A 13,199-nucleotide genomic window follows, 5' to 3' on the forward strand; every position below is an offset into this window, starting at 1 on the left:
TCCCGCGGGCGCGGCATCCTGCCGTCGCCCGGAGCAGATACCCGGAGAATGAAGTGACAGGGCAAGAGACGTCGGAGCAGTACCTCGACGGGTACGGCGAGCTGCTGACGGAAGTCGCCCGCACCGGGCGGCGCCTCAACAGGGAAGAACTCCAGGCCCGCAGGACGGCGGGCGAAGCGGCCGCGGAGGCCGGGCACAGCCTGCGCTCCCTGATAAACGTCCATGTGGCGGCGACCCGCGCGGCCTGGCCAAGGGCCGGAGCCGCGGCCGGTGCCGGTGCCGCCGAGCGTGTACTCGCCCTGGTCGAGCAGGTCGTCGACGCGCTGGCCGAGGGCTACGAACGGGCCCAGCGCCTGGCCGTACGCCAGGAGGAGGCCTTCCGGCGGGAGTTCATCGACGACCTGCTGCACGGCCGCAGCGACCTGGGACGCCTCGCCGAACGGGCCGAGCGTTTCGGGCTCAGCCTCGCCCACGCGCACGTGGTGGCCGTCGCCGAGGGGGCACAGTCGTACGGCGAGACCGACCCCGCCGTACGACAGGTGGAGGCGTCTTTGCACGCCCGGTTCGGGGAACGCAGCCTGCTGCTCACCACCAAGGACGGACGCCTCATCGGCATCAAACGGCCGGGGGAGGACTTCACCTACGCCACCGCCGAGACGGTCGTCGAGAAGGGCGATGTCATCGTGGTCACGGGCAAGACCCGTGCGGTCGAGGCGTTCGCCGAACTGAGCTGAGCCGAGTCGAGCCGAGCTGAGCCCGAGCCGAGCTGAGGCCGAGGGCGCGGGCACAGCAGTCACCAACTGCTCGGCCCGCGCCCGTTCATGTCGCACCGTCAGACGGTGGCCTGCTCGTGCTGGGTGAACAGCAGGCCGTAGCGGTCGATCCGCCACAGCTGGGCCACGAGCACCCGCGGATCGATCTCCAGGCGCCGGCCGTGCAGATCCCGCAGGACGAGGCGCTGTGAGATACCGGGGGGGGAGACCTGGACCGGCACCAGGCAGGCCGTGCACACCTGGCGGGTGCGGAAGAGTCCACGGGACTCGCAGACATCCGGTCCGGCGCTGATGCGGGCCGGTGCCAGGACGGCGAAGAGCAGGGCGCCGAGGCCGGTCCACAGGCAGGCGCGCAGGGCCGTGAAGTCGCCGACGGCCCAGTCGAGCAGCAGCAGGGCCGCGACGAACAGGACGCCGCAACCGGTCGCGCCCCTCAACTCCCGGGCCCAATAGCGGTTGTGGGTCGTCAGTGCCGCAACCGGCGGGCATCGACCACGGCGGGTCGTAGCGCGGCGGCTCCGCTGTGCCATGTCCCAACTCCAGGCAAGGGAACGGGTGATGTCCCTACGCAAGACGGTCCGGAGCCCGTCCGCCCTCGCGGCCCCCGCCGGTCAGGCCGTCAGGCCGTCAGGCCGTTCGACGCTCAGCTGAAGAGTTCCCGGGCCCTGCGCGTCACCTCGTCCGAGGTCAGGTCTTCCAGGTGGGTGAGGAAGACCCAGACGTGGCCGTAGGGGTCCCGCAGCATGGCCGTACGGTCGCCGTGGAACTGGTCGGCGGGCGGCTGCAGCAGCTCCGCCCCGGCCGCGGTGGCCTGCTGTGCGAGCGCGTCGACGTCCTCGACGAAGACGTGCAGCCCAACTGTCGTGCCGCCGAGAGCGGTTGGTGCGCTGAACAGCGGGCCGTCGGCGTCGCCCAGCATGATGGTGGACCCGTGGATGCTCACCTCGGCGTGCACGATACGCCCGTCCGGGCTGTCGATACGGAACAGCTCTTCGGCGCCGAATGCCTTGGCGTAGAAGTCGATTGCGGATGCGGCGCCGTCGACCATCACATGGGCGATCACGGCGTTGCGGTAGTTCTCGGGAACGGTGGTGGTGGACGTGGACGTGGACGTCGTCGTGGACGTGGTCATGGGAACTGCCTCCTTGGCTTACGACGGGCGGCTGGTGCCGATGACCATGAAGGTAGGAGCTGAACCAAGCTTGAGGTCAAGCGAGGGAAGGGGGCGACGTCTGCGGCCGGACCGTGAGGATCTGTTCCGCGTGCCCGACAGGCCCGTTCACGTCGTGCAGGACGCTGCTGGTGAGGCCCTGTCCTGACGGGCCGAAGGTGGCCGTGGTGTCCAGACCGGTCCACGGGCCCTGCGGCTGCCTGTGCAGATGAATCGTCAGATCGACATTCGGGAACATCCACGCGGTGGGGTCCTGCTGCACGGCGATGCCGTTCGCGGTGTCCACCAGCGCGATGTACGAGGCGAGCGCGCTGCTCGGCTCTCCCGCGACCAGGTCGACGAGCGAGGACACCCAGGCCGCCGCGCGACCCCTGCGGGACGGAAGGCTCCGGCGGACGTCGATGGACGATACGTAGCCTCCCTGGAATTGCTCGCCCATCGCCCAGGGGGAGAACTCCTCGGGGGCGGGGAGGCGCTCGTCGGGGCTGTCGGCCACGGACGAGGTGTCCAGGGACGCGAGCAGCCAGGCGCGGGCGCGGACGACCGGGCGGCCACCGATGACCACGGTCGCCTCCAGGAGTTCGATGGTCCTGCCGGGGCGGACGGTGGCCACGCTGATCTCGCACTCGTCGAGGGCGATGCGGCCGAGGATGTCGTAGCTGATCCGCGCGAGCGCCGAATTCCCGGGCTGCGTCGCCGGGCGCGTCGCCAAGTGCCGCTCCATCGCGTGCACGATGAGCCCCGCGAGCGGGCTGAAGTGCTGTTCGTCGGCGCTCCACGCGCCTCCCGCGTGAGCCGTGGGCTTGTAGAGATGCTCGCCCGTCCGCTCGAAGTAACTCTCGCGCGCGGCGACACCGGTGGTCACGGAATTCGTCTCCTCGGCAGACAGGGTGCGGGGTTCAGGGACGCGGAGATAGGTGCAGCGGTCACGTATCGTAGAGCCCGGCAGTCCCGCCGGTCATCGTGATCAGTGACACAACGAGGCGGGCCCCGGGCCGCCGCGCCCCGTTCGGCGTAGCCAAAAGCGCCTCCGTCCGCCTCGGGCCTGAAGGATGAGGACCATGGGGGCATGGGCCACTGGCGATGAAGGCCCTACCGGGCGCGCGCGTAAGGGAGTTGAGCTGAGATGGCCGCGGCAGGAGCGGGACGGGTGCGGGTGCGGCGGGTTTATGAGGCGCCGTCGGCGGACGACGGGGTGCGGGTGCTCGTCGACCGGCTGTGGCCCCGCGGTCTGAGCAAGGCCGACGCCCACGTCGACGAGTGGCCCAAGGACCTCACGCCCTCCACCGAACTGCGCCGCTGGTACCACAGCGACGCGGGGGACTACGACGAGTTCGTACGGCGCTACGAAGCCGAGCTTGCCGCCGAGCCCGCCGCCGACGCACTCGCCGGACTGCGTGCCCTGGTCCGCGACCACCCGCAGGTGACGCTCCTGACCGCGGCCAAGGACCCGGACGTCAGCCACACCTCCGTACTCGCCCGGCTGCTCTCGGGGTGACGCACGGCGTGGACAGGGGGTGGCCGTCCTAGCCCGTGCCCCTCGCCCGGCGTACACCGCAGCACTGGCGGATCAGCTCCGGGGTCAGCGGTCCGCCGTCCGGTGAGGTCACGACGGCCTGGAGTTCGGGTGACTCCGCCGCGGCGCGCAGCGGTTCGGGGAAGTGCTCGGTGAGCCACAGCGGTTCGACGATGCCCTGGACCGCCTCCGGGCAGGCCGACAGGTGGTCCGCGACGTAGGGCCAGCGCACCCGGATCAGACTCCACAGTGCCAGCGCGTCCGGATCCACGTGGATGCCCTCCAGGAAGCGGATGGGGCGCAGCACGCTGTACGTGTTGAGGAACTTCTTGACCGCCCGCGGATTGTCGCCGAGTACGGACGCGAATTTCCGCAGGGTGTGCTTTGTCCTGCTGCGCTCGGCCGTGCTCTGCATCGCCTCGTACACCGCTTGCGCACGCCCCTCCTCGAATCGCCGCAGACGCTCCAGTACGTCCCCGCCGGCGCGCGGCCGCGGCGGCGCCTCTGATGATTGGGATGCGTCGGGTGCGTCGGGTGCGTCGGGTTCGTGGGGTGCCTGGAGGGGTGAACTAGCCGTGGGTCTCCGGGAGTTGGTGATCCTGAGCATCTGGTCCAGATACTCGGAACGGGCCGACGCCGACAGGGCCGGCATCGGCAGGGACAGCTGGAAGAGCTTGTCCAGGAACAGATAACCGAGCGGCCTGCCGGGTTCGTTGATGCAGTCGATGAACGGCTCGTGCGCGGTCTCGTAGCTGCGCCTGAGCCATGTGCCGTCCGCGGCGACGACGACATAGGCCGCGGCGCGTGTTCCGCCGTCCCGTGAGGGCCCCACGGTGCGTACGAGGGTCTGCACCATGTCCAGGAACTCCACGACGTACGCCTGCTCGCAGCGGTCGAGGTCGTCGATGAAGAAGACGACCGGCTTGCCCGCGCGCCCGAGCAGCCACTGGAAGTGGGCGGCGATGTCCGCCATCGGATTGGCCTGGGTCTGCTCGAAGAGTCTGGCTCCGCGCACCGAGTCCCACAGGAACAGACGGGCGGCGAGCAGTGCCCCGGCACCGAGTGTCGCCAGCGCGGCGAGCAGCGCCGTGGCCGCCTTGACCTGTTGTTCCCATCCGGCAAGGCCCGGCTTCTGCGGCCAGATGAGATAGCCGAGCACAGTGGCGACCAGGGCCACGACGACAGCGGCCATGGCGTAGGGCGCCCCGGTCCTGCGGGCCCGCGCGGCGGTCTCCCGGATCCGGACGAAGGGGCGCAGCCACCGGCTTCGGCCGTGTGCCACCTGCTGACGCAGACAGGTGAGCAGGGACCACCACGCGGGCGCGAGCCGTGACTGCTGCCAGGCGTCGAACCGTACGACGAGGAAATGGTCGTCGACCTGTTCCTCCAGGAGGTTCAGCAGGCTGCTCTTGCCGCTGCCCCACGGGCCGTCGAGATGCACGAGGAACGACGTGCCGGGTTCGGTGTGCTGCGTTTCCATCAGGCGCAGGGCGAGCACCTTCGCCGCCGGTGCGCGGTGCAGCAGATCCACTGTGGCGGGGGCGTCGGGGGACCATTCGACGTCATCCGTGTCGTCCACGTCGCGGTCGGTGGACGCCTCGCCGGGCGTGACGACGGATGTGGCGACGGGCGTGGAGACGGAGGGGGACGGCGCAACAGCGGCGGCTTCCGCCGGTTCCTGGGCGACGGCCTCGCTCACCGGTTCCGGGGCTACGTCCTGGCTCGTCGGAGTCGCTGTCGGGTCGTACGCGGGGTTCCGGACAAGGCCCAGAAGTGAGCCGACGCCGTTGACGTCCCGCGCCTGTGGTTGCGGATACCCCAAAGAGGCCATGCTGTGCCGGAGTTCGGCGGCGATGGCTCCGAGCGTCAGCACTTCCTCCGGACCTGGGATGCCCTGCTTGAGCAGCCGGATCAGTTCTCCGGTGAAGGCCGTGTACGGCTCGCCGGGGCGAGCGAGGGACATGGCGTTGCCGGCGGCCGACACCAGCGTGAACGTACCGGAGACTTCGCTCAGTGCGGCGAGGTCGGGGAGCGGAGTGCCCATGAAACCGCTCATGGCGCGCCCACTGAAGCAGCAGTCCAGGATCAGGACCCTGGTCCGTGCCGGACTGCGGCCCACAATGTTGCGTACGCTCGCGAACGGCAGGGCCGATGTGGTCAGTTCGCGTTGCGCGGTGTCCGACAGGGCGAGGTGCAGCTGCCCGTCCTCGCCGACGAGCCCGTGGCCGGAGTAGTACAGGAGCAGGGTGTCGGTCGCCTGCTCCGTCATCTCCTGAAGGGGCGGGCCGACCATGCCCGCATGGCGGGGGTTGGCCATGACCGTGATCGCGTCCTGCCGGAATCCGCCGGCTTCTGCGAGGACTTTGGACAGGTCCGACAGGTTGTTGGCGATCGCCGGGATGGGGTCGAGTTCCGCGTAGGTGTCGCAGCCGATCAAAATGGCCTGTGAGCCCTGCGGATCCGGCAGCCGCGCCATTCGTTCCCCGTCCCTCATGGTCCGTGTGCGGCTGCCCATTATGGGCCGCGGCGCGGCCACCGGCACCGGTTTCGGACGGCCACCGGCACCGGTTTCGGATCGCCTCCGAAGCGCTTCCGGGCCGCCTCAGCCGACGGTGCCGATGCCCGCGAGTTCGTCCAGCAGCGCCGCCGCGCGCGTCACATCGTCGGTGAGGGGCCGGTCCGTGTGGTCCGGGTCGAGGGCCGACTCGGCGAGGGCCAAGGCGCGGGCGACCGGGAGTTGCGGGTCGGGGCGCAGGGTGCGCTGGCGCAGGGCGCGGACCGCGGCGACGAGTTCGCAGCCGACGACGAGGCGGTACGCGGAGCAGGCGCGCTGTGTCTGGCTGGCGGCGAGTGAGGCGAAGCTGGCCTGTTCCTCGACGCCGCGGGAGAGCACCGCGTGGCCGAGGGATGCGGGTGCCGAGTGGGCGCGTAGGTCGCCGAGGGCGGCGCCCGCCGCGTACTCCAGGATCATCACGCCCGACGACGCGGGCTCGCCGCCCGCGAGGAACGGGCGCAGACCGGTGTACGCGGGTTCGTTGAGCGTGGCGAGGCGGGAGGTGGACAGCCGTGCCACCTGGGTCAGGGCGAGTCTGAAATGGTCCAGGGACAGGGCGAGTTGGGCCTGGTAGAAACCGCCGTGGTGGTAGGCGGCGAGGTCGTCGGCGGAGATCAGCGGGTTCTCCGCGGCGGCGTTGATCTCGACGGTGAGGACCTCTTCGAGGGTGTCGGCCGCGTCCTGTGCCGGGCCGTGGATCTGAGGCAGACAGCGGAAGCCGTACGGGTCCTGGATCCGGCCGCTCGGCGGTCCCGGCCGGTCGGGGGCCCCGAGCAGCAGCCGCATCGTGCGGGCCGTGTCGGTGGAGCCGCGGTGCGGCCGTGCCTGGTGGACCGGCAGGGCGTAGGCCTCGTAGGAGCCGTCGACCGCGAGCAGCGAGAGGGCGGCGACCACCTGGGTGGCGGCCAGGAGCCGGCGCAACTCGTCGAGTGCCAGGGCGGACTGACCGAGCGTCAGGGCGTTGCTGCTGATCAGGGCGAGCGCGTCGTTGTTGTCCAGGGTCAGGGGAGCGGGGGCGGGGGCGGGGCCGGAACCGCCGCGCCAGGGTTGTTCGCCCGCGAGGGCCAGGCCGAGCTGGGAGAGGGCCGCGATGTCTCCCGTGCCCACGGAGCCGTAGGCGTTCACGACCGGGTGGGCGCCGGCGGCGAGGGCCTCGCAGAGGGCGGTGACGACGCCGGGGCGCAGGCCCGCGCCGCCGGCGAGTATCTGGTTGGCCCGCACGGCGAGCATGGCGCGGACCTGGCGGGCGGGCAGTTCGTCGCCGATGGCCCCGGCGTGGCTGCGCAGCAGCCGGAGGCCGTGTCCGACGGCCGCCCCGGTGGGCACCGCCTCGTTCCGGTTGGCGCCCACTCCGGTCGAACGGCCGTAGACGTGGGTGGACTCGGCGATCTGCCGGGCCGCGTCCCGGGACCGGCCGGCGCGGCGCAGTGCACCGGGCTCCGCGGCCGGATGTCCGGCGCCGTCGGCGAGGCGTACGACGTCCGCGACGGTCAGGGCGGTCCCGTCGAGGACGATGGGGGCGTCCTTTCCTGGGGTGTCCGCATCGGCTCCAGTGGTGTCCGCATCGGCCGAAGTATCCACAACGTGAGACGGAAACACGTGCAAAATCCTCCCAACTCGGTCGCCGGGTCTTGCCAGTTGGCCATCCGTAACCAGTGATTAACGCCGGGCCATTGACAATCTATTCAGGCACCAAGAACTCTGCATGACACTATGCAACCCAGGCAAGGGGTGCCACCCATGATCCAGTTCCAGTCCGTGCACAAGCGTTTCCCCGGCGGCACCACGGCCGTTCACGACCTCACCCTCGACCTTCCGGCGGGCGGCGTCACCGTCCTGGTCGGATCTTCCGGTTGCGGCAAGACCACCACGCTCCGCATGATCAACCGGATGGTCGAGCCGACGAGCGGGACCGTCCTCGTCGACGGCCGTGACGTTCGGGAGCAGGACGCCGCCGAACTCCGCCGCGCCATCGGCTATGTGATCCAGCAGTCCGGTCTCTTCCCGCACCGCACGGTCCTCGACAATGTCGCGACCGTGCCGCTGCTGCTCGGCTGGGGCCGGCGCAAGGCGCGGGCGCGCGCCGCCGAACTCCTCGAAACCGTCGGCCTGCCCGCCGAGACCGCCAAGCGCTACCCGCATCAGCTCTCCGGCGGTCAGCAGCAGCGCGTCGGCGTCGCCCGCGCGCTCGCCGCCGACCCGCCGGTACTCCTCATGGACGAGCCCTTCGGTGCCGTCGACCCGGTCGTACGCACCCAGCTGCAGGACGAACTGCTGTCCCTGCAGAAGGAGTTGGGCAAGACCATCGTCTTCGTCACCCACGACATCGACGAGGCGGTGCGCCTCGGCGACCGCATCGCCGTCTTCCGCACCGGCGGCCACCTCGTCCAGTGCGCCCCGCCCGCCGAACTCCTCGCACGCCCCGCCGACGCCTTCGTCGCCTCCTTCCTCGGCGCCGAACGCGGACTCAAACTCCTCTCCCTCACCACCCTCGCCGATCTGCCGCAGGCACCCGCACCCGAAGGCGGCAGCTGGACTCTCGAACTCGACCCGGACCGCCGCCCCACAGCCTGGCGGGACGGCGAACAGACCACACCCGTACGGCCGTTGCGCGACACCGACTCCCTGCTCGCCGCCCTCGACGAGAGCCTCGCCTCACCCACCGGCCTGGTCGCCCGGGTCGACGCGGACGGAGTCCTCACCGGCGTCACCTCCCGCGAGGAGATCCAGAACCACGCGGGCCGCGCCCACACCCGGGCACGGGTGGCCGCATGACCATCGAATGGGCGTGGATATCCGACCACGCGGGCGACCTCACCACCCTGACCCTCTCCCATCTCCAAGCCGCCCTGTCGGCCGTCCTGTTCGGCCTGCTGATCTCGCTGCCGCTCGCCGTCCTGGCCCACCGGGTCCGCGCCCTGCGCGGCCTGCTGCTCGGCCTGTCCAACGTCCTGTTCACGATCCCGTCCATCGCGGTCTTCGTGCTGCTGCTCCCGGTCTCGGGCCTGACCCGCACCACCACCGTCATCGGCCTGACGATCTACACCCTGGTCGTCCTGCTGCGTAACACGGTCGAAGGCCTGGACTCCGTGCCCGCACGCACGAAGGAGGCCGCCACCGCGATGGGCACCGGCCCCCTGCGCACGCTGCTCACCGTCGAACTGCCCCTGGCCCTGCCGGTGATCATGGCGGGTGTACGGATCGCGACGGTCATGTCCATCTCGCTGGTCTCCGTCGCCACGTACATCGGCGACGGCGGTCTCGGCCAGCTCTTCACCGACGGCTTCCAGCGCAACTTCCCCACCCCCGTGATCGCCGGAGTGGTGCTCACCCTGCTGCTCGCCGTCGTCGCCGACGCGCTGCTCGTGGGCCTCCAATACGCCCTGACCCCCTGGAACCGCCGGAAGCAGAGGGCCGCCTGACCATGTACGAACTCCTCACCGACCTCGCCGCCTGGCTGACCGGCGCCGAGCAGTGGACCGGCCCCGACGGGATCGCCCACCGCCTCGCCGAACACCTCGAATACTCCCTGCTCGCCACGCTCGTGGCCGCCGCCATCGCCCTGCCCGTCGGCCTCCTCATCGGCCACACCGGCAAGGGCGCCTTCGTGGCCGTCAACCTCGCGTCCTTCGGGCGTGCCCTGCCCACCGTCGGCCTGGTCGTCCTGGTCTTCCTTGCCAGCGGCCTGTCCATGTGGCCGGTCTACATCGCCCTGGTCGCACTCGCCGTACCCGCCATCGTCACCAACACCTACGCGGGCATGAGCGCCGTCGCTCCCGAAGTCAAGGACGCGGCCTACGGGCAGGGCATGCGCGGCCACCAGGTCCTGTTCCAGGTCGAGTTGCCCCTCGCGCTGCCGCTGATCATGACGGGACTGCGGCTCGCGCTCATCCAGGTCGTCGCGACCGCCACCATCGCCGCGTACGTCAGCTTCGGCGGACTCGGCCGCTATGTCTTCGACGGTCTCGCCCAGCGCGACCTGGTGCAGGTACTCGGCGGCGCGGTCCTGGTCGCCCTGGTCGCCGTCGTCCTGGACCTGGCGCTGACCACCGTCCAGCGCATCGTCTTCCGCCACCGCCCCGCCTAGGAGCCCCCGTTGAAGAACAGCCCCATGAACCGCCGTACTCTTCTCACCGGTCTCGCCGCCGCCGCGTCCGTCCCCGCCCTCGCCGCCTGCAGCAGCGGCATCACCTCGCTCGAAGGCCAGGGCACAGGGCCCGGTGCCGGCTCCAGCAAGGGCGGCATCACCATCGGAACGGCCAACTTCACCGAGAACCAGATCCTCGGCCACCTCTACGCCGTGGTCCTCGACGCCGCCGGAATCAAGACCAGCGTCCGCCCCAACCTCGGCACCCGGGAAATCCTCATCCCGGCCCTCAAGGGCGGCGACATCGACCTGCTGCCCGAATACCAGGGCGCCCTGCTGCACTACATCGCCCCCAAGTCGAAGGCCAGGGAAGAGGGCGACATGCAGAACGCCCTCACCGTCGCCCTCCCGGACGGCCTCCAGGTCCTCTCGTACGGAAAGGCCGAGGACTCCGACGCGTTCGCCGTCACCCGCGAGACCGCCGCCAAGTACAACCTGCGCTCCCTCGCCGACCTGGCCCCGGTCGGTGACCGTCTCGTCATCGGCGCCGCGCCCGAGGTGAAGAAGCGCGCGGTCGGCGCGCTTGGCCTGAAGGAGGTCTACGGAGTGGAGTTCAAGGAGTTCAAGTCCCTGGACTCCTCCGGCCCGTTGGTCAAGGGCGCCCTGAAGAAGGGCGACGTGGACGTGGCGAACCTCTTCACCACCGACACCGACATCAAGGCCAACGGCTGGGTGGTCCTGAGCGACCCCAAGAACCTCGTCCCCGGCCAGCACGTCGTGCCGCTCATCGCCGACCGCAAGGCCGACCCCAGGACCCGCCGCGCCCTGGCCCGTCTCGGCGCCACCCTGACCACCGCCGACCTCACGGAACTCAACCGTCAAGTCGACAAGGACAAGAAGGACCCGGAGGACGTGGCCCGGACCTACGCCGAGAGCCGAGGCCTCACGAAGAGCTGACGTCGCTCCAGCGGTGCCCGTACGGGTGCGGGGACCGCCAGGTGGACAGCACACGCTGACCACCGAGCGGGAGAGCCGCCGGTCAGCGCGTCGCGCGCTCCTCGATGAGGGCGGCCAGGCCGTCCAGGATGCGCTGCAGGCCGAACTCCATCGCCTGGTCCTGGCCCCGGCCCCTGGACCGGGCCGTTTCGGCGAGGGCCGCGGTGAGCGCGGGGAAGCGCTCACCGTGATCCGCCATCAGATCACCCATGGCAGCGCCCAGTTGGGCCTCCGGATTGCCCTCGGGCCCTGCCGCGCGGGCCTGTTGCGTGATGCCGCGCACATGACCGGCAAGGAGGGCGGCGGCGTCCATCCGTTCGGCGCCGCTCAGGCCCGTACCGTCAAGGGCGGAGACCGCGCCCTCCAGCCAGGACAGCTCGCCCGGCCCCATGACCCGCGGCCCCACGGTGGCCTCGATCGCCCAGGAGTGCCGCCCGAAGACGGTGACCAACTGCCGTGCCCAGTCCTGCAGTTGGGTGCGCCAGTCGCCACGTCGCGTCTTCTGTGCCGGGTACGGGCCGATCGCCGTGTCCACCATCAGCGCCACCAGCTCTGCCTTGCCCGGCACGTAGCGGTACAACGCCATTTTGGTCACGCCCAGTTGGGCGGCGACGCGCTGCATGGACACATCCGCCAGACCCTCCGAGTCGGCGATCTCGATCCCGGCCTGCGCGATGTGCTCCAGGTCGAGGGTCGGCCTGGGGCCGCGCGCGGGCTTGGGGTGCGGCCCCCACAGCAGTCGCGCCACGCCGGTGTGCTCGCCCCGCTCGCCACTCATGTCTGCCGCTCCTCCTGTGCCGCGTCCTGCAGGGCTTGCCCAACTAACTGTGTCTAGAGTACACAGTAATTATCAGTGTCCGAGGGACACAGTTTTCGAGCGGAGGAATCCATGACCAGGACCGTTCTCATTTCCGGCGCGAGCATCGCGGGCCCGGCCCTTGCCTACTGGCTGGGACAGCACGGCTTCGAGCCCACCGTCGTCGAACTGGCCCCGGCCCTGCGCGAAGGCGGTCAGGCCGTCGACTTCCGCGGCGAAACACATCTGACCGTCCTCGACCGCATGGGCCTGCTCCCCGCGCTGCGCGCCGTGCAGACCGGCGGCAGCCCGATCCGCTTTGTCGACGAACAGGGCCGGACACGGCTGCGTCTTCCCGCCGAGTTCGCGGGCGGCGAGATCGAGGTCCTGCGCGGAGACCTGGCCCGGATCCTCTACGAGCGGAGCCTTCCGCGCACCGAGTACCTCTTCGGCGACTCGGTCACCGGCCTCACCGAGACCCCCACGGGCGTGCGGGTCGAGTTCCGGCACGCGGCCCCGCGCGACTTCGACCTGGTCATCGGCGCCGACGGACTGCACTCCAACATCCGCGGCCTCGCCTTCGGCCCGGAGCGTGACCACGTGAGCCACCTCGGCTACTACGCCGCCACCTGGCAGCTGCCCAACGACCTGGGCGTGGCGGAGGGTTCGGTCGGCCTCAACGTCCCGGGACGGTTCGCCTCCGTCGGCGTCGACCATCGCGACCCGGCGCGGGCGGGCGCGTTCTTCGTCTTCGCCGCGCCGGAGCTGTCGTACGACCGTCACGACGTCGGCCGGCAGAAGCAGTTGATCGACGAGGCGTTCTCCGGCCTCGGCTGGCAGGTGCCCCAGCTGCTCGCCTCGCTGCGCCGGGCGCCCGACCTGTACTTCGACTCGATCAGCCGGGCGGACGTGGACACCTGGTCCAAGGGGCGCGTCTGCCTCGTCGGCGACGCCGCCTGCGGGGCCACCATCGGCGGCATGGGCACCGGTACGGCAGTGGTCGCCGCGTATGTGCTCGCCGGTGAACTCGCACGCGCCCAGGGCGACCACCGCACGGCCTTCGCCCGGTACGAGGACAGGCTGCGCAAGTACGCCCAGGGCTGTCAGACGGGCGGCGACCGCACGGGCAGGTTCCTCGCGCCCGGTACGGCCACCGGCATACGCCTGCGCAACACGCTGCTCTCCCGCCCGCTGCTCCTGAACGCCATGCTCAGGGTTGGGGAGAAGGTCAGCAGCACGGTGTCCCTGCCGGACTATCCGGTCGCGCCGAGCCCGGTCGCGCCAAGCCCGGTCGGACGGTGAGGGA

13 protein-coding genes are annotated in these 13,199 nt (G+C 70.7%); 7 read left to right on the top strand and 6 right to left on the bottom strand.

What is annotated here, in order from left to right; all coding sequences use genetic code 11:
- Positions 1 to 53 precede the first annotated feature (53 nt).
- A complete protein-coding gene (locus ACFQVC_RS07025) occupies positions 54 to 734 on the top strand; it encodes a TrkA C-terminal domain-containing protein (RefSeq protein ID WP_381827680.1) in 681 nt (226 codons plus the stop codon).
- 98 nt (positions 735 to 832) lie between these two features.
- Here ACFQVC_RS07025 and ACFQVC_RS07030 read toward each other — a convergent pair whose 3' ends face one another.
- From ACFQVC_RS07030 to ACFQVC_RS07040, 3 genes are all read right to left on the bottom strand, one after another.
- Positions 833 to 1,303 (bottom strand): hypothetical protein, encoded by a 471-nt coding sequence (locus ACFQVC_RS07030; RefSeq protein ID WP_381827683.1) that lies wholly within the window; start codon positions 1,301 to 1,303, stop codon positions 833 to 835.
- 113 nt (positions 1,304 to 1,416) lie between these two features.
- Complete coding sequence (locus tag ACFQVC_RS07035) at positions 1,417 to 1,905, bottom strand: VOC family protein (protein WP_381827685.1); 489 nt, start codon at positions 1,903 to 1,905, stop codon at positions 1,417 to 1,419.
- Positions 1,906 to 1,981: 76 nt separating this feature from the next.
- Positions 1,982 to 2,809: a thioesterase family protein gene (locus ACFQVC_RS07040; protein ID WP_381827687.1), complete on the bottom strand. Its 828-nt coding sequence runs from the start codon at positions 2,807 to 2,809 to the stop codon at positions 1,982 to 1,984.
- Between the two features lie 261 nt (positions 2,810 to 3,070).
- Here ACFQVC_RS07040 and ACFQVC_RS07045 point away from each other — a divergent pair, with 261 nt between their 5' ends.
- Positions 3,071 to 3,442 (top strand): DUF488 domain-containing protein, encoded by a 372-nt coding sequence (locus ACFQVC_RS07045; RefSeq protein ID WP_381827689.1) that lies wholly within the window; start codon positions 3,071 to 3,073, stop codon positions 3,440 to 3,442.
- Between the two features lie 28 nt (positions 3,443 to 3,470).
- Here the strand turns inward: ACFQVC_RS07045 and ACFQVC_RS07050 are convergent, their stop codons facing one another.
- Both ACFQVC_RS07050 and ACFQVC_RS07055 read right to left on the bottom strand, forming a co-directional pair.
- Entirely contained in the window at positions 3,471 to 5,936 is a 2,466-nt protein-coding gene (locus ACFQVC_RS07050) for a caspase, EACC1-associated type (RefSeq protein ID WP_381827691.1), read from the bottom strand.
- Positions 5,937 to 6,062: 126 nt separating this feature from the next.
- Positions 6,063 to 7,595, bottom strand: coding sequence for an aromatic amino acid ammonia-lyase (locus tag ACFQVC_RS07055; protein WP_381827692.1), 1,533 nt, complete (start codon positions 7,593 to 7,595; stop codon positions 6,063 to 6,065).
- A gap of 159 nt (positions 7,596 to 7,754) precedes the next feature.
- Here ACFQVC_RS07055 and ACFQVC_RS07060 point away from each other — a divergent pair, with 159 nt between their 5' ends.
- Genes ACFQVC_RS07060 through ACFQVC_RS07075 form a run of 4 tightly spaced genes read left to right on the top strand, consistent with a single transcriptional unit; the run spans position 7,755 to position 11,058 of the window.
- Complete coding sequence (locus ACFQVC_RS07060) at positions 7,755 to 8,789, top strand: ABC transporter ATP-binding protein (protein WP_381827694.1); 1,035 nt, start codon at positions 7,755 to 7,757, stop codon at positions 8,787 to 8,789.
- Positions 8,786 to 9,436 (top strand): ABC transporter permease, encoded by a 651-nt coding sequence (locus tag ACFQVC_RS07065; protein ID WP_381827696.1) that lies wholly within the window; start codon positions 8,786 to 8,788, stop codon positions 9,434 to 9,436. Before ACFQVC_RS07060 ends, ACFQVC_RS07065 begins: the two co-directional genes overlap by 4 nt.
- Positions 9,437 to 9,438: 2 nt before the next feature.
- Positions 9,439 to 10,101 (top strand): ABC transporter permease, encoded by a 663-nt coding sequence (locus ACFQVC_RS07070; protein ID WP_381827699.1) that lies wholly within the window; start codon positions 9,439 to 9,441, stop codon positions 10,099 to 10,101.
- Positions 10,102 to 10,125: 24 nt separating this feature from the next.
- Complete coding sequence (locus tag ACFQVC_RS07075) at positions 10,126 to 11,058, top strand: ABC transporter substrate-binding protein (protein ID WP_381827702.1); 933 nt, start codon at positions 10,126 to 10,128, stop codon at positions 11,056 to 11,058.
- 82 nt (positions 11,059 to 11,140) lie between these two features.
- On the opposite strand, the gene ACFQVC_RS07080 is transcribed toward ACFQVC_RS07075, so the two are convergent.
- Positions 11,141 to 11,875, bottom strand: coding sequence for a TetR/AcrR family transcriptional regulator (locus ACFQVC_RS07080; RefSeq protein ID WP_381827704.1), 735 nt, complete (start codon positions 11,873 to 11,875; stop codon positions 11,141 to 11,143).
- Between the two features lie 111 nt (positions 11,876 to 11,986).
- Between ACFQVC_RS07080 and ACFQVC_RS07085 the strand changes: the two genes are divergently transcribed.
- On the top strand, positions 11,987 to 13,195 hold the full coding sequence (locus ACFQVC_RS07085) for an FAD-dependent monooxygenase (protein ID WP_381827707.1): 1,209 nt from the start codon (positions 11,987 to 11,989) through the stop codon (positions 13,193 to 13,195).
- Positions 13,196 to 13,199: the final 4 nt, after the last annotated feature.

The sequence above is a fragment of the Streptomyces monticola genome (genome assembly GCF_042665355.1).
Taxonomy (GTDB): Bacteria; Actinomycetota; Actinomycetes; order Streptomycetales; family Streptomycetaceae; genus Streptomyces; species Streptomyces monticola.